The following is a 20,883-nucleotide window of genomic DNA, read 5'->3' as shown; positions in this document are numbered from 1 at the left end:
AGCACAGCAATGTGTGGAGCTGACGAATACTAATCGGTCGAGGGCTTATCCTATAACGTTTGCTTGGTCCATACAACCGGCAGACACCAACAAAGGCTTTCAGCGGCCTGATCTTTCGTATCCGGTTTTCAGCGTGCAAACGCAATGAAATGATAAATGGACACCTTGCTGAGCAAGGTGTTTTTTGATTTTAACGCACTGCGGAGATTATTTCTTGTACTCTTCTTAATGTGTCGGAGAAATCGATCCCATCGTGATTCCAAATGACGAAATCGGCATGCTGCCGATAGGCTTCAGTTAATTCAATATCTTCGGCTTGCTTCACACGTTTCTCGATCTCCTCGCGAACGCTTCCTCTCGCTTCCAATCTTCTCTTGATCGTTTCCGCATTGTTCAAACACGAACTCTCCTTTATTAATGTGCTTATTAGCAACGATCGACGGTGATCTTACAATAAAATGATACCGGAATCAACCTACAAAAGCGACAGCTCCCTCAATAGAAGCTGCCGCTTTTGCGTATGATAACCGTATCGATTAAAACGCAGAAAATTTAAAAATGGACGAATGCCGGTATAATTGGCCCGGTAACAGGACGGTGCTTGGAAAGCCCGGTTGATTAGGAGAGTCGGGGAAATGCTGCGTCTCCAGAGCGAAGCCGGCGTACCGTGGATAAGCTTTTCCTGTATCGCTGCTGTTCAAATGGTTGCCCGAATAGAATTGAACTCCCGGCTGAGTGGTATAAACTTCCACAAAGCGCCCTGTTGTCGGCTCGTATACATTTGCGGCGTAGGTTAAAGCATTACCGCCAGAATTTAAAACATAATTGATATCGTAACCGTCCGCGTTTCGGATTTGCGGGTCGCTTGAATCGATGCGGGAGCCGATTGTCATCGGTTTACGAAAATCGAAAGGGGTGCCCTCTACATCTTGTATTTGACCCGTAGGTATTAAATTGCGGTCAACCGGCGTATACCGGTCGGCATTAAGCGTGACAACGTGGTCTAAGATCGTTCCGCTGTCCGCCCCGGCCAAGTTGTAATAATTATGCTGGCTCAAATTGACTACCGTCTTCGCATCTGTGACAGCGGCATAATCCATTTTTAGCTCGTTATTGTCCGTAAGGGTGTACATGACTTTAACCTGAAGATTTCCTGGAAAGCCTTCTTCACCATTTTTACTTATATAGCTTAAAACCAGCCCGACCGCTCTATCCGATTGGACCTCCTCTGTCTCCCAGACCCGTTTGTCGAAGCCTCGTATCCCCCCATGAAGCGTGTTAGAACCATCATTTACGCTTAAATTGTAGGTAGTGCCGTCCAGCGTAAACCGGCCGTTCGCAATCCGGTTGGCGTAACGTCCGACTATTGCCCCGAAATACGCCTTGTTGCCGGTTCGCAAATAATCCTCAAGCGCAGGGTAGCCTAATACGACATTGTCCAATCTTCCGTACCTGTCAGGCACTTTGAGCGTTAGCATAATGCCGCCGTAAGACATGATGGAGGTCTGCATGCCGTTTTTGTTTGTAAGTACATACAGATAGACGGGCTGGCCGTCGGAGGTTTGACCGAACCAATGTTTTGTTATGCTGCCTGAGCCGGATTCGGTGCCGGAGCTTCTCTTCGATTGAGCGGACAAGGTTGGTGCACCTGGGATGAATGCTTCAAGCGGCGCCGTATTCCCGTAAGTAGGCTCTGCTCCGTGCGGGCTGGATGCCCAGCGAACCGCATTCGCGATAACATGCAATACCTCCTTGCTATAATAGGTAGGATATTCTTGATCTCCCGGCCGAAAATAAAAGATTTTGCCAAGTCCTCGCTGGTAAGCGCAGCCGCTGCGAAATACCTCGCCGCCTTGAAACCAGCTGATAAAGATCAGCTCTTCGGGCGCAGGGACATCAAAAAACTCGCCGTACATCTCCTCATGCTGAAGCTCAAAATATTCGCCGAGCCCTTCGGTGATCGGGTGAGAGGGATCGACAACCCAAAGCCGTTCCCGCTCGGAATCGGATCGCCATTTCAGATCGCAGGACGTTCCCATCAGTTTTTTGAATATTTTTGACCGGTGTCCGGAATGCAGCACGATAAGTCCCATCCCCCGAAGCACCCGCTCGTAAATTCGATTGACAACTTCATCCGCAACCTGCTCGTGAGCTACATGTCCCCACCAAATCAAGACATCCGTCTGGTCGAGCACCGCCTGCGATAAACCATGCTCGGGCTGGTCAAAGGTAGCCGTATGAATGAGAAAGCCGTACGGTCCAATCCCATTGGCAATGGCCATATGAATGCCTAGCGGGTATATACCCGCAACCTTCGGCTCCGTCCTTTCTTGAATAAACTCATTCCAGATCGTTACCCGCACAGGCTTCCTTCCAAGCTGCGGGCCGCTGCCAACCGTCGCTTTCATCGCCGGAATCCCTCCTCTACATAGGAATATATATGAATTTGACCCTCGGAAAACAACCGTCTTACCGGGTATGGCCGAAAGTTTTCAGCCGGTGTCGGATGTCTTGCGATGATAAGGTTATGAGTCCGGTTTCCGGAAGCATATAGTTTCATAAAGGAAGTGATAAGATGAGGATCTATATCGCGGATAAGGGAGATACACTCGAGAAAATAGGCAAGAGGTATCAAATAGATACAGCACAGCTCCTATCGTTCAATCCGCATATTGCGAGCGCTGACGCCGCCATTGAAGGTGAGAGAGTCAATCTTCCATCGGGATCGCTGCCCAAGAAGGACGCCAGGGTCGTTGTTGCTCCATTTTGCCCGGTGGTGCCGCAATCCGAATTTCTACATGAATGGATTCCGACCACTTCAGCTGAAGTTATGGCGGATAACGAATACGACGTTCTGGTTGTCGGCTCGGGCGCAGGGGGAGGAGCGGCCCTTTGGAGATTGTGCGAGCAATTAGGCAACAACGGGATGCGGATCGGAATGGTGGAACGGGGACCGCTTTTTCTGCCGACTCATGCGGCGAATATTGCTACCATTGACGGTGACAATTTCAGAATTTATGCGCCGCCCCAAATTACGGATTTGATCGGGAACCGGCTTCCGGAATATTCAGGCATGAAGCTGATCTACGCATTGGGAGGCAGAACGCTGCTCTGGGGGGCGGTCTCGCCCAGAATTCCGGAATACGAAATAGCAAGCTGGCCTGTTTCGATCGAAGAGATGGAGCTCTATTACAACATCGCCGAAGAAGTTATGACTGTAACAACCTCCTATACGAAGGATTCCTCGATTACCCAGGTGCTGTTGAAGCGGCTGAGGGAAAACGGATACTTCAATGCGGACGATATTCCGGTAGCTACCGATCTCGACCAGACTCGTTTTGGAAAATTGCATTCTAACGTATTTTTCAGCTCGATTGTTTTTCTGGCGAGAGCCTTAAGCCGGCGTCCCTTCGATTTGGCCGTTAATACGTATGCAGCGCAAGTGGTTACAGAAGGCGGCAGAGCAGTTGGTGTACGGGTAATGACCCCGGAAAAGAAATCTCACGTCATCAGGGCTAAAAATGTTATTTTGTCGGCGAGCGCTTTGCAAACTCCGCGAATTTTGCTTAATTCGGGAATTAAGGGAGAGGCGATCGGCCATTATCTCATTAACCATTCGTATTTAATTGTCACTGCGAGCGTCAATACGACAGGCTTCCCCGAGCCGATCGGCGCACTCGGCATCGTGGTGCCGGAGCTGGAGGAGAGGCCTTACAGAATTCAGCTTCAAGGGCCCGAAAAATATTTTAATTACCAGTACGATTATAAGCCGGTAAAGGATGAATGGGGAATCAGCTTTTACGGCGCATCCGGCTATGTAGAACCCCGTTACGAGAACAGGGTGTTTGTCGACCCCAGCCGGAGGGATGAGTACGGAATGCCGGAGCTTCAGATTGACTTTTCATTGAGCGCGAAAGATGAAGCGGTCATCCAGGAAATGTACGAGGGGATTTTGCATGCTTCTTCGGTGATGCAGCTAAATGTGGCTACACTGGAAGGAGTGCCGGCTATTTGTATGATGCCTCCGGGAGCCGATAACCATGATGCCGGAACATGCCGGATGGGGGACGATCCCCGAACCTCGGCAACGAACCGGTACGGCCAAGTTCACGGTGTAGAGGGGCTGTATGTTGCCGATAACAGCGTTATACCATCGATGGGAGCCTCCAACCCGACCTTAACGACCGTAGCTTTGGCGATTCGAACGGCGGACTATATCGTGTCGCAGCTGAGGGGCTAGGCGGATTTTGCAGCTCCATCGAATGCAAAGAAGAAGCTTGCCACATAGGAAATATTCCTGGCTATTGAAATTACTTTACAACTAAAATATAATACTTAAGCAGTAAAGTAATTGCTAAGGGTGTGAGCAAGCCGCTATGAGTCAGGCAAATGTACCAAATGTCCGTTTTTGGCCAATTATGATCGCCATTTTTATTGGATCATTTTTATGCGTATTAGCTTCGGCGTCGATCAATTTGGCACTGGAAATTTTTACGGTCCACTTCAATACGACTTTAAGCTCCGTCCAATGGACGATGACGGGCTTTATGCTCGCCATGGGAACGACGGCTCCCGTAGCGGGTTATTTGGGGGAAAGGTTCAGCTATAAAAGGCTGTATTTGTTCTCGTTAATCGGATTTACGGCCGCTTCCGTCCTGTGCGCTTCCGCTTGGAGCGAAGGCTCGCTCATTTTGTTCCGCGTTCTGCAAGGAGCGTTCAGCGGTCTGATCATTCCGGCGACGATGTCCATCATTTATCAGGTAATTCCGCGGGAACGTCAAGCGATGGCGATCGCCTTCTGGGGCTTATCCGCAATGCTGGCTCCTGCGTTCGGACCGACGATCAGCGGCTGGCTGCTGCAGCATCTGAATTGGCAGTGGCTGTTCCTGATGAACATTCCAATCGGTCTGATCGCAATTTTGTTTGTGTACGCGTATATTCCTTATTACCGGATGAGCGTTCCAAAAAGCTTCGATCTTCCCGGGTTTCTGACTGTCATTGTCAGCAGCTCTTCCTTGCTTCTGGCCCTTGGCCAGGGCCACAGCTGGGGCTGGAGCTCCTGGAAGGTTATCTCCTTGTTCGTGCTCGGCGGCATCGCTCTGCTTCTTTTTGTCTGGAGAGAGCTGACGGCGGAAACGCCGCTGCTTAATTTAAAGGTATTTAAAAACGGCCGTTTCACGTTAAACGCGATTATTGCGAACATTATTACGATCAGCTTGTATTCGGGCACGCTGCTGACCCCCGTCTTTCTTCAGCGGATCCAGCACGTGTCCGCCATGGATACGGGCATGATCCTGCTGCCTGCCTCGCTCGCAATGGCGCTGCTGATGCCGTTGGTCGGCAAGCTGTACGGGATTGTCGGTCCCCGCGTGCTGATGTCGATCGGCATCGTGCTGTTGACGCTTGGCACTTTAACGTTAAGCTGGCTGAGCGTTGACGTTTCCCACGAGTATATTATCTGGTGGATGCTTGTCCGCAATATCGGTATCGCCTTTGTCGTCATGCCGTCCAGCAATGCCGCGATGGAGCAAATTCCGCCGGAGCTGTCCGGCCATGCGTCCGCGATTACGAACTGGACCCGCAACGTCTTCGGCTCGTTTGCGATTGCGATATTTACAACTATGCTGGCTTCAAGATCGATGACTCACGCAACGGATTTCGTGACGCAGGGCGTAACGGACCGGGCCCATATCGAGATGATGTCGTTTACGATGAGCGTCAATGACGTCTACGTTGTGGCTACACTGGTAGCTGCGTTAGCTCTGCCGCTAAGCCTGTTCGTCGGCAAGCTGAATCGCGAAGGAGCAGGAAAGCCGCAGGAAAAGGCACAGAAGCATACGCAGTCCGAAGCGGCCAAGGGTGTGGCTCAGCAGCCTGCAGCGGCGCAAAAATAAATCCAAAGGCTTACCTTTGCTCCAAACGGGCACGGTAAGCCTTTTCTGCTATAATTCAGGTGTTCAACAAAAATTCAGAATATTCTTATTTATCTGACAATTATAAACTGATATAATAAAATTATAAAGAGATCGTTGCGGTTGCCGCTTCGCTGATAGGAGGAGGAGACCCGATGTCGATATTTTTGGACAAGCTGGTTGATTACCATGAGAAAGAGAATAGGCTGCATTGGGAAGGGACGTTCGTTCAATATTTGGATCTGGTAAGAGAACGCCCGGAAATCGCCGCACTGGCACACGAGCGTATCTACCGGATGATTGAAGCCCAGGGAATAGAGGAGCTGGAGGAAGGCCGCCGGGAGTACAAATTTTTCAACTCAGAACTGTTCGGACTGGAAGATGATTTACAGACGCTGGTTGAGGAATATTTCCGTCCGGCGGCGCAGAGGCTGGATGTGCGCAAGCGGCTGCTGCTTCTGATGGGTCCGGTCAGCGGCGGCAAATCGACACTGGTGGGGCTGTTGAAGAAGGGAATGGAACGATTTTCGCGAACGGATGCGGGGGCCGTCTATGCGATCAAAGGCTGCCCGATGCAGGAGGAACCGCTTCATCTGGTGCCTCATGATCTGCGCGCCGACTTTTACCGGGAATACGGCGTCAAGATCGAAGGCGATTTGTGCCCCGTATGCCGCATGCGTCTGGAGTCCGAATATGGCGGGCGCGCGGAGAGAATGCCGGTAACGCGTGTGCTGTTCTCGGAGGCGGGCCGCATCGGCATCGGCACTTTCACTCCATCCGATCCGAAGTCGCAGGATATCGCCGATTTGACCGGAAGCATCGATTTTTCCACCATTTCGCAGTACGGTTCCGAATCCGATCCCCGGGCTTACCGTTTTGACGGAGAGCTTAACAAAGCGAACAGAGGGCTGATGGAGTTCCAGGAAATGCTCAAATGCGACGAAAAGTTTCTGTGGAACTTGCTGTCCCTGACGCAGGAGGGGAATTTCAAAGCCGGCCGGTTCGCCCTCATATCGGCGGACGAGTTGATTGTTGCACATACGAACGAAACCGAATACCGCGCTTTTATCTCCAACAAGAAGAACGAAGCCCTTCACTCCAGAATGATCGTCATGCGCATTCCCTACAACCTTAAAGTAAGCCAGGAGGAACGAATCTACTCCAAGCTGATCGAACAGTCCAATATCCGCGACGTTCATATCGCTCCGGGCGCCTTGTGGACGGCCGCCGAATTCAGCGTACTTTCCAGACTCAAGGAGTCGAAGAAGCCCGGCATGGACCCGATCAAGAAAATGTATCTGTACGACGGGGCCGAAGTGGACGGCACAAATAGCGGCGACCTGCAGGAGCTAAAGAAAGAATTCAACGACGAGGGAATGTCCGGCGTGGACCCGCGTTATGTCATTAACCGGATTTCCAGCGCGCTGATCAAGGGCGATAAATCGTGCATCAATGCGCTTGACGTGCTCAAATCGATGAAAGAAGGGCTCGATCAGCATGCATCGATTTCGAAGGAAGAGCGGGAACGGCTGCTAAACCTGATCACGCTCGCCCGCAAGGAATACGATCATAAAGCACGAACCGAAGTGCAGCGTGCCTTCGTTTACTCGTTTCAAGAATCGGCTCACACCTTGATGAACAACTATTTGGACAACGTCGAGGCCTACTGCAACGGCTACAAAATGAAGGATCCGATTACGGAAGAAGAACGGGAACCTGACGAGAAGTTGATGCGCTCCATCGAGGAGCAGATCGGCGTCACGGAAAATCAGAAGAAAGCGTTCAGAGAGGAAATTCTGATTAAAATCTCAACGTTGGCTCGCCGGGGCCGCAAGTTTGAATATACGTCGCACGAGAAGCTGAAGGAAGCGATCGAGAAGAAGCTGTTCGAGGATTTGAAGGATGTCGTGAAAATTACGACGTCGGTCGCGAATCCGGACGAAAACCAGCTCAAGCGGATCAACGAAGTGTCTGGCCGCCTGATCGAACACCACGGCTACTGCGCAGTATGCGCCAACGAGTTGATGAAGTATGTGGGAAGCCTGTTAAATCGGTAAGAACAATAGCGGGGTGATTCCGATGCATGAATCTTTGTTCGTATTGTCACAGGAGGACTGGTCGCTTCATCGCAAAGGAGAGCTTGATCAGCAGCGGCACTCCCGCCGAATAAAGGAAGCGATCAAGAACAACTTGTCCGATCTTGTCAGCGAGGAATCGATTATCACGTCCCAGGGCGGCCGCATCCTGAAGGTGCCGATCCGGGGGATGGACGAGCCGAGATTCCGCTACGATTATTCCGGCAAGAAGCAGGTCGGACAAGGGGCAGGGGGCACCAAGGTCGGCGACGTCGTCGGTCAGGCTGCGCCGGACGGACAGAAAGGTTCGGAAGAGCGCGGACAGGCGGGCGACCAGCCCGGCGTCGATTATTACGAGGCGGAAATTACCGTAGATGAGCTGGCGGAGCTTATTTTCGAGGATCTCCAGCTTCCGAGGCTGAAGCCGAAAAGCGAGGCGGATTTGACCGTCGACGACATTCGCTTTAACGATATCCGCCGCAAGGGCATGATGGGCAACATTGATAAACGGCGCACGCTGATGGAGGCGATGAAACGCCGGGCGCTTTCCGGTCCAGGCGGGGCGGGTCCGTCGGATGCGGCTGCCGCATACGGCCAGCCGGCCCGGTATGAGGGGGAATCGGAACATCCGTACCCGTCGCTTATCACCAATGAAGATTTGCGTTTCAAAACGTGGGAGGACATCCGAAAGCCTCAAAGCGCTGCCTTGGTGCTAGCGATGATGGACACGTCGGGCTCGATGGGAACCTTTGAAAAATATTTGGCGCGCAGCTTCTATTTCTGGATGGTCCGGTTTCTGCGCACCAAATATGAACAGGTGCAGGTTTGCTTTCTCGCACATGACACCGAAGCGAAGCAGGTCGATGAACAGGCGTTCTTTACGAAAGGAGAAAGCGGCGGCACGAGATGCTCCTCGGTGTACCGGCTGGCGCTGGAATTGCTGGAAACCCAATATCCGTCTCAATATTACAACGCATATGCGTTCCATTTTTCCGACGGTGACAATCTGGATTCGGATAATATCGTTACAACTAATCTGGTAAGGGGATTACTCGACAAGGTTAATATGCTCGGATATGGCGAGATCCGGCGGCAAGGGCACGGAGGAAGGCTGTGGGACGCGATGTCGGCGGTCCCGCATGAAGCTTTTATCCGCTCGGTGCTCAGGGAGAAAGGCGATGTGTACCGCACGCTGAAGGACTTTTTCGGCGAAGCCGACGCTAGCTGAAGGGAAGGAGGCTGCCGCGGATGAAACAGGCGGATTACGAACAACTGGAGCAGGCGATCGGGCGCATTACCGAACTGGCGGAGCAGGAGGGGCTCGACTTCTTCACGATGCGGTACGAAATATGCCCGGCGGAGGTGCTGTATTCGATCGGAGCTTACGGGATGCCGACCCGATTCTCCCATTGGAGCTTCGGCAAAGCCTACCAGCGGATGAAGTCCGAATACGATTACGGGTTAAGCCGGATCTATGAGCTGGTGATTAATTCCAACCCGTGCTACGCCTTTTTGCTGGACAGGAACACACTGCTGCAAAATAAACTGATCGTCGCCCACGTGCTGGGGCACAGCGATTTTTTCAAGAACAATGCGATGTTCGCGGGAACCGACCGCAACATGATTGGGAGGATGGCGGGATTTGCCGAACGGATGCGAATATTCGAGCAGGAATACGGAGCGGACGAGGTGGAGCGCATTCTCGATGCCGGCTTATCCATTCAGGAGCATGTCGATCCGCACAGAAGGTTCGGAAAGCAGGGCGGGTTCAGTGAGACGGAGGGCGGCAGCAAGGATGTCGTAGGCTTTGTTGCCGGGAGCAGCAGGACGATGAAGGACTGGCAGCGGGAAATTCTGTACATGCTGCGGGAGGAAATGCTGTATTTCTGGCCGCAGATGGAGACCAAAATTTTGAACGAAGGCTGGGCCAGCTACTGGCATCTTCGTCTTGTCCGGCAGCTTGACCTGACCGACTCGGATATACTCGAATTTGCCAAAATGAACGCAGGCGTCATCCAACCCGGCGCAACCGGCGTAAACCCTTACTACCTAGGGCTGCGCATGCTCGAATATATCGAGCGCAAAGAAGGGACAGAAGCGATCTTCGACATTCGCGAGACGGAATCGGACGTTTCGTTCCTGCGTAACTACTTGAACCGGGATCTCGTTGATGAGATGGACCTGTTCCTGTACGAGCGGGAAGGCGGCGTATACAAGGTCACGGACAAGGATGTGGAACAGGTACGCGATACGTTGATCCTGCAGCGTACCAACGGCGGTTTTCCTTATATCACCGCGATGGACGACGATTACCACGGAAGAGGCGAGCTGCTGCTCATGCACCGGTACGAAGGGCTGGAGCTCGACCGGAAGTATGTGGATCGAACACTTCCGCTTGTATACCGCCTCTGGGGGCGTCCCGTCCATCTGGAGACTCGCAGCGAAGACAAGCGTAAGCTCACTTACAGCTATGACGGCGAGCGGATGGTGCTGGCGGGGTGATCTTTTGAAGAGAAGAAATATGCCTAACCGGCTGCTTATGTGCAATCGGTTTTTTTTTTGGTCAGGTTGGCGTTAAACCAGCCGCGTACGGTTAAAGGACCAGACCGCGATAATAGCGAGCACCGTAATCAATGTGGCGATATAGCTTCCCTCGATGCCGAAGCTGCCGCCGGATATCGGCACGGGACCGGTAATCGTCGTCCGGATAAGGGATGGAACAAGCTCGGTGCCGGATACTTTGAAGCCGTACACGCAGCCTTGAAACCAGTTCCAGGTAAAGTGAATGCCGACCGGCATCCATATGCCTCCGCTTATTTTCCGTGTATACGCGAGCAGTATGCCGACTAGCAACAAATTAATGATCGGGATCGGAGTTTCCGTCATGCCGGGATTAAAGGAATGCATAGCCGTGAACAGGACGGAGCTGACGATGATGGCGGTTAGCGAGCCAAAGTGGTATTGAATAAGTCCTTGCAGGTATCCGCGCGAAAAAAATTCCTCGTAAACCGCTACGCAAGCGAACAGGATGAAGCCGTCGAGCAAGGAGCGAAGCACGTTGCTCCGGAAGCCGATCCATTCCCACTCCATGCCGCCGAAGGACCAGATCAGTAAGGCAGATAAGCTGATCATTACGGCCCCTAACAGTAGACCGGCCCTCAGCGCTGCACCGCCCTTCGGCTGCTTAAGTCCAAGTGACCAGCCCCTCTTGCGCTCGAATAAAGCGTATATCAAGGTAGCCGCCAGCATAAAGACCGCCATCTGCAAGTAAATCTGCCATTTGCTCTCGGCGACAGCCTCCAGCGTCGATTCATTAAAGCCGACTGCAAGAAAATAAATGATCAATATAATAATAAGGGCCACGCTTATCATTAAAGCAAGCAGAAGCAGCTTGCCGACGATTTCAGCGGCTTTCTTCATTGGATCCCCTCCCCCAAGGCAATAAGCACAGTATAATTTCCAACATATTCCTCTGTCAAATTGTTCTTTATTAAGAACTTCATCGATGATATATTAAACGTAATGCATAACGAAACGATGCCGAAGCGGCGGGGGAGCAGCACTCATGAATACGCGGGATGAGAGAAATAAAGATACGATTCCATACTTGCTTAAAAAGCGGGCCGCCGAATGCCCGAACGATAGAGTCTACAGCTTCCCGGCGCGGAACCAGCACTATACCTGGTCCAGGCTGTGGAAGGAGGTGCGTGAGGCGGCTAAGGGCTTCCTAAGGCTGGGCGTGCAAAAGGGAGATACGATCGCCGTGCTGGCCTCGGGCAGAATCGAGACGATAATCTCCATGTATGCGGCGGCTTGCGCGGGCGCGATTATCGTGCCGATCAACACGTACTCGAAGAAGGAAGAGCTGGAGCACTATTTGAGGGATGCCTGCCCGACCGTCCTGATGATCGAAACGGAAGCCTCTCCTATTCCCCATTTTGCGAACCTGCAGACCATCATTCGAGAGAACAGACAGGCGGGACTCGACAGTTCCTGGCTGCCGCCGCATGTATTCGTGCTGGACGCCGCTTCCGTAGAAGGGAAGGGCTTCTATCGTTATGACCGACTGTTCGCTGAGAACGAACAAATCGGAGAAGCCGCACTGGAGGCCGCCTGCCAGGCTACCCTGCCGGACGATCCGCTCATTTTGCTGTATACGTCCGGGACGCTGGGAAGACCGAAGGGCGTGCTCCGCTCCACGGCTTCGTTCCTGTTTGCTGCGGCTTCCGCGCAGGCATCCGGCAAGACCGGAGCGGTCACCGCCAAAATCGCGGATAAGATTACGAAGCATTTTACCGTTTTGAATCTCTTGCCTTTGTACCATCTGGGAGGGTTCGGAACGGTGTTTGCCGCACTGAAAGGCTGCAATATTCACATCGTTATGCTGAGCTATTATCATCCCGTGCACGCCTTGGCGGCCGTAGAGAGCGAGAAATGCAGAGTGCTGATCGGCACTCCTTATATGATTCAGCAGATGACGGCGGCGCCGCAGCGGCATGAATACAACTTGAAATCGCTGCTCGGAGTAGCTTTTACTTCGGCGGCGGTCAACCATACGATTTTGCAAAAGATGCTGAAGGAGCTTCGGCTGAGCTTTTTTATGGTGAGCTATGGCTCCTCGGAGGCAGGAGCGGTTGCAAACGGCACCTGTTTTATTGAGAACCGGAAAAATCTGCTGCTGACGGTGCTTTACCGGCTGTTGAAGAAGACGAAGCTCCTGAGCGGCTTGCTGTCCTATAAGGAGTTCGAGAAGGGGACGTACAGCATTGGCGGGAAGGTCGATGAGGCGGTGGAGGTGAAAATTATCCATCCCGAGACGGGTGAGGCGTTGCAGCTTCACGAGCAGGGGGAAATTGTGATCCGGAGCCACCGGGTGATGCGCTATACGAAGGCTGACGCCGAGAAGCCGTGCTTCACGGAAGACGGCTGGTTCAAATCCGGGGATTTGGGATTTCTGGACGAGCGGCGGCATTTGACAATTACAGGACGGCTAAATCGCCTGATTTCCAGAGGCGGAGAGAAAATATCTCCGGTGGAAATCGAGAATGCGATCCTGAGGCATAAAGATGTGAGCGATGCGCTTGTGCTGGGCGTCCCGGACGAGCTTTACGGCGAGCAGATTTGCGCATGCATCGTCGCGAGGCAAGGATCGAATCTGACCGCGGAGAAGCTGAGGAAAGATATGGAGCCCCATCTGTCGGCCTTCAAGCTTCCGCGCTATTATGTGTTTCTTCCTGCATTCCCCATGTCGCCGACAGGGAAGGTGTCGATCGCCGAGCTTCGAAAGCTGGTGCTGAACGGGACGGAGGAGCTGAAGAGAAATGCGTAAATACTACGCCGGCAGAATGGATGAGGATACTGGCCGCTACGCTGTTTTTGACCGCGGCGGAAATTTTGCTCCTGTACCGGCTTAGCGAGTGGACGACGGATTATAAGCTGACTTTCAGCGTGCTTCCTAATACGCTTTTGCTTTTTTACGGACTGCTTCGGATCAGGAGCGAGACGGTCCGCACCTACCACCGCGTGATCGGCATATTCAGCGCCGTCACGTTTTTCGGGCACATTTTGTTCATGAAAATCAATCTGCGGCTGCTCGGCTGGAACACGCTCAGCTTGACCGTTGTGCAGGATTTCGTGTATCTTCTGCTGACGCTCGCGGAATGCGCCGCGGCGACGCTGCTGATCGTAAGCCTGCGGGGCAAAGAAGGCAGGAGCTTCTCCTCCGGACGTAGAATGCCTCACCATAGGGACTAGTTTTCGAAGAGAACTCCTGTGTAGTAGAGGGGATTGTCCTCGTTCACCCGGACTTCGATTTGCCGGCGTCCGATTTCCTTTTTTCCTTTATAGGCAATGACCGTAATTAAGGTAGACGGATTCTCCTCCCACTCGCTGGCTTCTGACATCGGGGACCAATACAGCGTTTCGCCGGGTTTTATTGAAGCATTGCTGCCTTTGTTGATGACCTTTGAAGCAGGTGGCGACCACTCGGCAAGCGTCCCGTGTTCGGCAAGCACCGAGATGCTGTCGGCTTCGCTTGAGCCGATTTGCAGCGGAAGTCCAGGAACGCTGCTCATGATAGGAGAATAGTTACCGAGCGGGAGCTCCACATTCGGCTTCATCTCGACGGCCGAACCGTCATCGGCATAGGCATGTATGACCAAGCCCGCGGAGAAAGCGGGGCCCCGATCCGTTCGGAGGGACGAAGCGGCGAATACCGCAAGCACGACCAGCAAGCAGGCGGCTGCCACGGGCAGGGCTGCTTTTTTGCTTATCGGCTTTTTTCGCGGTTGCGGGGTGCGGCTTTGCTGAAGGCTCTGGATGAGGCTCGATTTCAGCTCTTCGTCCGCCTTTATTTCCTTCATTCCTTCGACGTATCTATTCATTCGCAAGACCTCCGATCAGGTTGGATTTCAGCATTTCTCTTGCACGCTTCAGCCTGGTGCGGACGGTAGCCTCCTTGCTCTGAAGCAGCTCCGCGATTTCGGCGGTCGCGTACCCCTCAAAGTAATACAAGTGGAGGACGATCCGGTATTTTTTCGGCAGATCCATGACAAGCGACACCACCTCTTGATTTTGTTTGTCCGCAATAGGCGGCATGGCGTCTCCGAAAGGAGAAAACAAACGTCTCCACGGACTTCGCAGTGCGTCCTTGCAGCAGTTGACGGCTACTCTGATGATCCAGGATTTTTCATGCTCGGCATTTTCGAACGTTTTCCGGTGCTTTACGACCTTCAGAAACACCTCCTGGCAAATATCCTGCGCATCGGCGGTGCTTTTGAGATAGGTGTAGGCAATCCGCATGATCATGTCCGCGTGGCGGTGCACCAGCCCGGCTAAATAGGGGTCCGTGTAATTCGGCTCCTGCTCCATTGGCAACGACTCCTTCACCCTTAACACGATAGCCATTACGGAAATGTTTCATGTGTTTTAGTGTTTGTTAAAATAAAAGTGATTCATGTGTGAGACCTCTGATTCGGCGGTGGCGTATCCTTCGAAATAATAAATGAAAAGCTATGTTCGAATTCCTTTACATGCATGCATTGACATAACCTGAGGAATATTACCTATAAAAGAATGAAACACTTCCATTCTAACTTAACTAGTTGAGTTCAAAAATAAGGAGGGCAGCCATGAATTATAACACTTATTATTATCTGGGGTTATCAACTCTGGGTGTTTTAATTTTAACTTATGTGTACTTTAAAACCAGAAGTGACCGCACGATACTGATCTTTTTGACAATGGTGGAAATTGCTTATCTTATCGAAGCTGTTACATATATTTTCTTGGGGGCTTATCAGTATCATCCGCAAATCCTAAAACATAACGCTTATTATGATAGTCACATGGGAGCGCTTACTTCAAATTTAATAACAGTACCCGTACTAGCAACCTGTGTAGCGGTATTTCAATTAAATTGGAAGTGGATCGTTATATTTATCGGGCTTCTTGCGGGGATTGAGTGGATATTTGTTGAAATTAACATTTATACTCTCTTTTGGTGGAGGATTGAATATACATCAGTTGGCCTAATCGTATATTTTCCGCTTGCTAAATGGTTATATCGACGGCTGTTACACCCGTTAAGAGGATTTTATCATTTCATGTTTCTGTTTTTATGTATTGCCCCCCTCTCAGGGACAGCCCAATTTCTCCCTTTTATGTTGTTTTCGAATAGGGATTATCTTCCGGGATGGTTCGTTAACCCTGCATACGACACGAGTGCTTTTGGCGTAGTTTATTATTTGTGCATCAGCCTTCTTCTTGTGGTATTAACGAAGGTTCACTGGAGCCATAAAAGGATGAAATATGTTGCTATGGTATCGATTGTACTGGTTTTGAATGTTTCTTTGAAAATACTGGGAATACTGCACAGTCATGTGTGGTGGGATACATGGTTTTATGTTCTTTTTCCTTTAGTTCTTTTAATGATTACCGAGAATATAAGCAATCGATTATTAAATGGTCCATTAATTAGAACCAAAGTGATAACTTGAACCGGTCTACAATGATATTATTTTCAGCGCGCGGCAAAAAACCTGACCGGAGAAGGTCAGGTTCTTTATGTTTTCAGCGAGACGTGGGTTTTCAATGTCCACTATCGTTCTATTGGCCTGTATCCGGAGTCTCCTCCGCCGTTTCCTCCAGCCGGAAGTCATCCGTCTTCTCGCCGTCCTCCCAAATTTCTACGAACAACGCGTCGCACTCGTCGAAATCGACGGAATGCAGCGACAGCGCTTTGGCTTCGTCCGGTCCGACGTATACATTTTCCATACCGGCTTCACTGAACGATTGCACGACATAGATTTTCATAAAAGATCTCCTCCAGCGTCAGTCTTGTAGCAGTATACCACAATTTATCGCCTCTGGGGCTGCGAAACAAAAAACAGGCCAGCCGGACACTGCCGGCTGGCCTGTGATCGATTAAGCTTCCGTCGAGATCGACAAGCCGAGTCCTTCCGCGATGCGCTGTCCGTATTCCGGATCCGCTTTGTAGAAGTGGCCGATCTGCCGCAGCTTGATGTCGTCCCGTTCAACCGGCTTCATGGCGGCAACGATGGTTTCGATCAGGCGGGTGCGCTCTTCCTCGCTCATCAGGCGGTACAGGTCTCCCGGCTGAGTATAATGATCGTGGTGATCGTAGCCAACGCTGTCCGCACTGCCGGAAACCTCGAACGGAGCGGGCTTGTTAGCCGGCGTTTCCTTCGGTCCGCCGTAGCTGTTCGGCTCGTAGTACAATGAACCGCCGCCGTTGCCATCCGCCCGCATCTGACCGTCGCGCTGGTGGTTGTTCACCGGAGCCGCCGGACGGTTAATGGGCAGCTGGTTATGGTTGGCGCCTACGCGGTAGCGGTGCGCGTCGGAGTAGGCGAACAGACGGCCTTGAAGCATTTTGTCGGGGGAAGCCTCAATGCCCGGAACGAAATTGCCCGGCGAGAACGTCGCCTGCTCGACCTCGGCGAAGTAGTTGTCGGGATTGCGGTCGAGCACCATTTTGCCGACCTCGATTAGCGGATAATCCTTCTGGGACCATACCTTCGTCACGTCGAACGGATCGAAGCGGTATGTATCGGCATCCTCCAAAGGCATAATTTGTACAAATAGCTTCCAGGACGGGAAGTCGCCGTTTGCGATCGCGTTGAACAAATCCTCGGTATGATAGTCCGGATTTTCGCCGGCGATTTTGGCGGCTGCCTCGTTGGACAAATTTTTCACGCCTTGCTCGGTTTTAAAATGATACTTGACCCAAACCGCCTGGCCCTGATCATTGACCCATTTGAACGTGTGGCTTCCGAAACCGTGCATATGACGCAGGGTCGCGGGAATGCCGCGGTCGGACATCAGAATGGTGACTTGATGGAGAGATTCGGGCGACAGGGACCAGAAATCCCAGATTGCGTTCGGGTTTTTCAAATGCGTTTGAGGATGGCGTTTCTGCGTATGAATGAAATCGGGAAATTTAATGGCATCGCGGATGAAAAAGACGGGTGTGTTGTTGCCGACCAAATCGTAGTTGCCTTCGTCGGTGTAGAATTTAACGGCGAAGCCGCGCGGATCGCGGACCGTATCTGCCGAGCCGAGCTCGCCGGCCACCGTGGAAAAACGGATAAATAGCGGAGTGCGCTTTCCGACCTCGGATAAAAAGCTGGCCTTCGTATATTGCGTCACGTCATGCGTAACCTGGAAGTAGCCGTGCGCGCCTGCGCCCTTGGCGTGAACGACACGCTCGGGCACGCGCTCTCTATTGAAGTGAGCCAGTTTCTCAAGAAGGTGAACGTCCTGAATTAATGTGGGACCACGCGAGCCTGCCGTCATCGAGTTTTGGTTATCTCCTACCGGAGCACCCCAACTTGTCGTCAGATGGTTGTTCTTCTCGGTACTCATCCTCGAATCACCTCATTGATATTGTAGGATTGCGCCTCAACTAATATGTTAACGCTTTCTCGGAGGAAATCAACCCCAATTTACAACGATCCCAATGAGGATTTGATGAAAAAGTTATGCCGCTCTGACAGACCGCAATCCGCCGGGCTTGACGCTGTCATTCCTATAGCGCAGCAGTGCCTTTAAGGCCGATTCCTGCGCCGCGGATTTGGGGCTTATTGGTTTTTGGAAATGGTTTTTAATTGATAAAAGCGGTATTTTTTGATACCTTTAGGTTTGCATGTTTTTTGAAATACAAGAATTAATAAGCTTTCGATTAGAGTATGACTTGTATCTCATCCTACATAGATTTGCATGCAACAAATTCATTATTTAGGAGACCATCATGACTACAAAGCTGGATAAAATGACGGAGAAATTTTGGCCGGAGCTAACGTATCCGCTGTCTTTCACGGAAGCGCTCGCCCCATTGACGAAGCAGCAATTGACAAGCATTCGCATGAACCTGTCGATCGGCAGCCTGAGCACGCTTAACAAACAAGGGCTTGCGGAGAAGCTTGCGGAGACGATTGCCGGTCATCTGTGGACGACGATCCGGTGCTGGGATCATACTAGAATGAAGCTGGTTCAAAAAATCGCAAAAAACGGCGGCATATGGGACAAGCCGGAGCTGGAAATCCAGCAGTATGAGTATTTCCGTGAACGCGGCATCCTGTTTCCCGGCAGTGTAAACGGCAAACAAGTCGTCGTCATGCCTTCCGGGCTCGTCGAGCTGTTCCAGGCAGGGGAGCTGTTTCAGGACCATGCGCTCGTTGACCGGAATACGGAATGGATTAAGCTGATTCGCGGGCTGCTGTTTTACTACGGCACATTGTCCAATGAAGAGCTTAACAGGTTTCTTTTCGAGCATACCGGGAATTCGCTGCAACCGTCTGATCTAAACGATATTTTGACCGAAGCCGGAGATTATTACGAAGAGATCGATTTGAGCGAAAAGACTTTCGTATCCGACAGCAGGGTCGCAGATCCGCCTGCGATCCGCAAGGAGCGCGCGCTGAGAAACGAGCTGGACTACCGTCCTTTCACACGGCAGCAGCTGCTCAAGGCGGGGGAGCCGGAATTCGTGGAGCGTGACTCCCATTATGCCAATCTGGTGCGGTTCGTGCTGGAACGTTACGAGATCGACAGGGACGAGGCCGATTTTATGGCAGAGGTATGCGTGGACGCAGCGAAAAACGGCGCTTCCTTGCACGAGGTGCTGGAGGAAGCGGCGAATTTCATTGAAATGCCCGGCATGGAGACGCTGAATGCGGTTACGGATTTGCTTGTGCCGCTTATGAACAATACCAGACAATATGCGATCAAAGGTTACTCCCCGGCGGAGCTGTCGGCCAAGCGCGCAAGCGCAAGTCTGGTTATGAATGCTCCGGCAGGTGCGGCGGCGGTGTCTTCTAATGTGATTGACATCAATACGAAGAAAAAAGTTGGGCGCAACGATCCTTGTCCGTGCGGAAGCTCGAAAAAATACAAAAAATGCTGCGGTTAACGAAGCGGCCTTAAGCATGAGGCCGGATACGGGAGGCGTACGGGATGAGATCAAACGGGCAAGGCTTATATTTGAGAAGCGCTTCGTTACTCCGGGAGGCCGTGCCCTCTTTTAATTCCTATCCGTTTCATCTCAAGGCGGTCCAAAATCTCGATACGCTCGTATTTCATCCCAAGGTGACGTATATCGTCGGCGAGAACGGAATGGGCAAATCGACGCTGATGGAGGCTTTGGCCGTCGCTCTCGGCTTTAATCCGGAAGGGGGCACCGCCAACTTTACCTTTTCCACGGCGGCCACCCACTCGGAGCTGCACCAGTATTTGAGGCTTTCCAAGAGCGTATACAAGCCCAGGGACGGCTTTTTCTTCCGTGCGGAAAGCTATTATAATTTGGCGACCAGCATCGACGAGCTGGACAGTGAACCTTCCACTGCACCGCGTATTATCGATTCTTACGGAGGAACCTCGCTGCACCGGCAATCGCACGGCGAATCGTTTTTCTCCGCGTTTTTGCATCGTTTCCGTGGAAACGGGCTGTATATAATGGACGAACCGGAGGCGGCTTTATCCCCTTTCCGGCAGATGGCGATGCTGTCGCGGATCCATCAGCTTGCGGGGCAAAACTCGCAATTTATCATATCGACTCACTCCCCGATTTTGATGGCGTATCCGGATTCGGTCATTTATCAGTTGACGCCGGAAGGAATTGAAAGAACGAACTTGGAAGACACCGAGCATTACATCCTGATGAAGCAGTTTGTCAACAACCGGGAACGGATGCTGCGCGAGCTGTTTGCAGACGAAGAGTAAACATTTGAAAGGAGATGACCGTTATGTCACTGGAGATCGAACGCAAATTTTTGCTGGCGGAATCGCCCGCAACCGTTATCGAGGAGCAGAGGCTGAAGGTGCTGTCCGAGCAGCGGATCGAGCAAACTTATTTGGCCATGGACGAAACGCAGGAGCTGCGAGTCAGGCGAATCGTAGATTTGGCGAGCGGCGAGGTGTCTTTTACCCATACGTTTAAGCTGGGCAACGGCTTGTCGAGGGAAGAAATCGAATATTCGATTTCGGAGAGCATTTATGAACAGGTTGTAAAAGCATTCGGCTTTGTGCCGCTCACCAAAAACCGGATTACGGCGGAATGGGCGGGCAGAATCGTCGAGATCGATATTTACGACCAAATTCAGCTGGCGGTTGCGGAGATTGAATTCGACTCGGAGGAAGCGGCGAATGCCTTCGCAGCACCTGCCTGGTTAGGGAAGGACATCAGCTCGGAGCGGCAGTACAGCAATAAGCGGGTTTGGCGGGAGCTGCAAGGGGCACGGCTGAATTAAAGCGGCAGGAGAACGGATGCTCCGTTCTCTGTTGTTTTAAAAAAAGTTTTTAAAAAGGCTTGACCTTGTGGGCCGGTGCATGGTATATTCTAATTCCGGCCGAGAGAAACACGCGGACGGCGAGAAAGA

The 20,883-nt window shown here is 51.8% G+C and carries 17 protein-coding genes and 2 pseudogenes; 11 read left to right on the top strand and 8 right to left on the bottom strand.

Annotation, left to right across the window (positions count from 1 at the left end; translation table 11 throughout):
- Positions 1-190: 190 nt before the first annotated feature.
- The 3 genes and pseudogenes from KP806_RS27315 to KP806_RS27305 form a co-directional block, all read right to left on the bottom strand.
- Entirely contained in the window at positions 191-397 is a 207-nt protein-coding gene (locus KP806_RS27315; protein ID WP_224726915.1) for a nucleoside/nucleotide kinase family protein, read from the bottom strand.
- Positions 398-536: 139 nt separating this feature from the next.
- Positions 537-1,553 (bottom strand): annotated as a pseudogene (locus KP806_RS27310) (aldose epimerase family protein); the annotation flags it as partial.
- Between the two features lie 108 nt (positions 1,554-1,661).
- Positions 1,662-2,408, bottom strand: a pseudogene (locus KP806_RS27305) (ThuA domain-containing protein); the annotation flags it as partial.
- A 167-nt stretch (positions 2,409-2,575) separates the two neighbouring features.
- Between KP806_RS27305 and KP806_RS27300 the strand changes: the two are divergent.
- The 5 genes from KP806_RS27300 (at position 2,576) to KP806_RS27280 (ending at position 10,489) form a co-directional block, all read left to right on the top strand.
- A complete protein-coding gene (locus KP806_RS27300) occupies positions 2,576-4,240 on the top strand; it encodes a GMC oxidoreductase (protein WP_224726914.1) in 1,665 nt (554 codons plus the stop codon).
- Positions 4,241-4,475: 235 nt separating this feature from the next.
- Positions 4,476-5,894, top strand: coding sequence for a DHA2 family efflux MFS transporter permease subunit (locus KP806_RS27295; RefSeq protein ID WP_397376438.1), 1,419 nt, complete (start codon positions 4,476-4,478; stop codon positions 5,892-5,894).
- Positions 5,895-6,067: 173 nt separating this feature from the next.
- A complete protein-coding gene (locus KP806_RS27290; protein ID WP_224726912.1) occupies positions 6,068-7,969 on the top strand; it encodes a PrkA family serine protein kinase in 1,902 nt (633 codons plus the stop codon).
- Between the two features lie 22 nt (positions 7,970-7,991).
- The gene (yhbH, locus tag KP806_RS27285) at positions 7,992-9,215 is read left to right on the top strand and encodes a sporulation protein YhbH (protein WP_224726911.1); all 1,224 of its coding nucleotides are present in this window, start codon (positions 7,992-7,994) and stop codon (positions 9,213-9,215) included.
- A gap of 20 nt (positions 9,216-9,235) precedes the next feature.
- Complete coding sequence (locus tag KP806_RS27280; RefSeq protein WP_224726910.1) at positions 9,236-10,489, top strand: SpoVR family protein; 1,254 nt, start codon at positions 9,236-9,238, stop codon at positions 10,487-10,489.
- Positions 10,490-10,561: 72 nt separating this feature from the next.
- On the opposite strand, the gene KP806_RS27275 is transcribed toward KP806_RS27280, so the two are convergent.
- Positions 10,562-11,407 carry a CPBP family intramembrane glutamic endopeptidase gene (locus KP806_RS27275; protein WP_224726909.1) on the bottom strand — a complete coding sequence of 282 codons (846 nt, stop codon included), beginning with the start codon at positions 11,405-11,407 and terminating at the stop codon, positions 10,562-10,564.
- Positions 11,408-11,552: 145 nt separating this feature from the next.
- Between KP806_RS27275 and KP806_RS27270 the strand changes: the two genes are divergently transcribed.
- On the top strand, positions 11,553-13,316 hold the full coding sequence (locus KP806_RS27270; protein ID WP_224726908.1) for a class I adenylate-forming enzyme family protein: 1,764 nt from the start codon (positions 11,553-11,555) through the stop codon (positions 13,314-13,316).
- 20 nt (positions 13,317-13,336) lie between these two features.
- Positions 13,337-13,741 (top strand): hypothetical protein, encoded by a 405-nt coding sequence (locus KP806_RS27265; protein WP_224726907.1) that lies wholly within the window; start codon positions 13,337-13,339, stop codon positions 13,739-13,741.
- Here KP806_RS27265 and KP806_RS27260 read toward each other — a convergent pair.
- Positions 13,738-14,370 (bottom strand): hypothetical protein, encoded by a 633-nt coding sequence (locus tag KP806_RS27260; RefSeq protein WP_224726906.1) that lies wholly within the window; start codon positions 14,368-14,370, stop codon positions 13,738-13,740. The two genes, KP806_RS27265 and KP806_RS27260, sit on opposite strands and share 4 nt — an antisense overlap.
- Positions 14,363-14,857 carry an RNA polymerase sigma factor gene (locus KP806_RS27255; protein WP_224726905.1) on the bottom strand — a complete coding sequence of 165 codons (495 nt, stop codon included), beginning with the start codon at positions 14,855-14,857 and terminating at the stop codon, positions 14,363-14,365. Before KP806_RS27255 ends, KP806_RS27260 begins: the two co-directional genes overlap by 8 nt.
- A gap of 260 nt (positions 14,858-15,117) precedes the next feature.
- Between KP806_RS27255 and KP806_RS27250 the strand changes: the two genes are divergently transcribed.
- Positions 15,118-15,984, top strand: coding sequence for a hypothetical protein (locus KP806_RS27250; protein WP_224726904.1), 867 nt, complete (start codon positions 15,118-15,120; stop codon positions 15,982-15,984).
- 109 nt (positions 15,985-16,093) lie between these two features.
- Here the strand turns inward: KP806_RS27250 and KP806_RS27245 are convergent, their stop codons facing one another.
- Both KP806_RS27245 and katA read right to left on the bottom strand, forming a co-directional pair.
- On the bottom strand, positions 16,094-16,300 hold the full coding sequence (locus KP806_RS27245) for a hypothetical protein (RefSeq protein ID WP_224726903.1): 207 nt from the start codon (positions 16,298-16,300) through the stop codon (positions 16,094-16,096).
- Between the two features lie 111 nt (positions 16,301-16,411).
- On the bottom strand, positions 16,412-17,872 hold the full coding sequence (katA, locus tag KP806_RS27240) for a catalase KatA (RefSeq protein WP_224726902.1): 1,461 nt from the start codon (positions 17,870-17,872) through the stop codon (positions 16,412-16,414).
- Between the two features lie 385 nt (positions 17,873-18,257).
- Between katA and KP806_RS27235 the strand changes: the two genes are divergently transcribed.
- Genes KP806_RS27235 through KP806_RS27225 form a run of 3 tightly spaced genes read left to right on the top strand, consistent with a single transcriptional unit; the run spans position 18,258 to position 20,754 of the window.
- Positions 18,258-19,418, top strand: coding sequence for a YecA family protein (locus tag KP806_RS27235; RefSeq protein ID WP_224726901.1), 1,161 nt, complete (start codon positions 18,258-18,260; stop codon positions 19,416-19,418).
- 44 nt (positions 19,419-19,462) lie between these two features.
- Positions 19,463-20,227: an AAA family ATPase gene (locus KP806_RS27230; protein ID WP_224726900.1), complete on the top strand. Its 765-nt coding sequence runs from the start codon at positions 19,463-19,465 to the stop codon at positions 20,225-20,227.
- 23 nt (positions 20,228-20,250) lie between these two features.
- Positions 20,251-20,754 carry a CYTH domain-containing protein gene (locus KP806_RS27225; protein WP_224726899.1) on the top strand — a complete coding sequence of 168 codons (504 nt, stop codon included), beginning with the start codon at positions 20,251-20,253 and terminating at the stop codon, positions 20,752-20,754.
- The last annotated feature ends 129 nt before the right edge of the window (positions 20,755-20,883 follow it).

It is taken from the genome of Paenibacillus vietnamensis, assembly GCF_020169515.1.
GTDB lineage: Bacteria > Bacillota > Bacilli > Paenibacillales > Paenibacillaceae > Pristimantibacillus > Pristimantibacillus vietnamensis.
The sequence above is the reverse complement of the archived record's forward strand: the minus strand, read 5'-3'. Positions and strand labels throughout refer to the sequence as shown.

Bases quoted from the DNA above. Each gene is read 5' to 3' on its own strand.
- KP806_RS27250 (WP_224726904.1), top strand. From the start codon at position 15,118: ATGAATTATAACACTTATTATTATCTGGGGTTATCAACTCTGGGTGTT.
- KP806_RS27300 (WP_224726914.1), top strand. From the start codon at position 2,576: ATGAGGATCTATATCGCGGATAAGGGAGATACACTCGAGAAAATAGGC.
- KP806_RS27225 (WP_224726899.1), top strand. From the start codon at position 20,251: ATGTCACTGGAGATCGAACGCAAATTTTTGCTGGCGGAATCGCCCGCA.
- KP806_RS27260 (WP_224726906.1), bottom strand. From the start codon at position 14,370: ATGAATAGATACGTCGAAGGAATGAAGGAAATAAAGGCGGACGAAGAG.
- katA (WP_224726902.1), bottom strand. From the start codon at position 17,872: ATGAGTACCGAGAAGAACAACCATCTGACGACAAGTTGGGGTGCTCCG.
- KP806_RS27290 (WP_224726912.1), top strand. From the start codon at position 6,068: ATGTCGATATTTTTGGACAAGCTGGTTGATTACCATGAGAAAGAGAAT.
- KP806_RS27230 (WP_224726900.1), top strand. From the start codon at position 19,463: ATGAGATCAAACGGGCAAGGCTTATATTTGAGAAGCGCTTCGTTACTC.
- KP806_RS27255 (WP_224726905.1), bottom strand. From the start codon at position 14,857: ATGGAGCAGGAGCCGAATTACACGGACCCCTATTTAGCCGGGCTGGTG.
- KP806_RS27270 (WP_224726908.1), top strand. From the start codon at position 11,553: ATGAATACGCGGGATGAGAGAAATAAAGATACGATTCCATACTTGCTT.
- KP806_RS27265 (WP_224726907.1), top strand. From the start codon at position 13,337: ATGAGGATACTGGCCGCTACGCTGTTTTTGACCGCGGCGGAAATTTTG.
- yhbH (WP_224726911.1), top strand. From the start codon at position 7,992: ATGCATGAATCTTTGTTCGTATTGTCACAGGAGGACTGGTCGCTTCAT.
- KP806_RS27245 (WP_224726903.1), bottom strand. From the start codon at position 16,300: ATGAAAATCTATGTCGTGCAATCGTTCAGTGAAGCCGGTATGGAAAAT.
- KP806_RS27280 (WP_224726910.1), top strand. From the start codon at position 9,236: ATGAAACAGGCGGATTACGAACAACTGGAGCAGGCGATCGGGCGCATT.
- KP806_RS27235 (WP_224726901.1), top strand. From the start codon at position 18,258: ATGACTACAAAGCTGGATAAAATGACGGAGAAATTTTGGCCGGAGCTA.
- KP806_RS27275 (WP_224726909.1), bottom strand. From the start codon at position 11,407: ATGAAGAAAGCCGCTGAAATCGTCGGCAAGCTGCTTCTGCTTGCTTTA.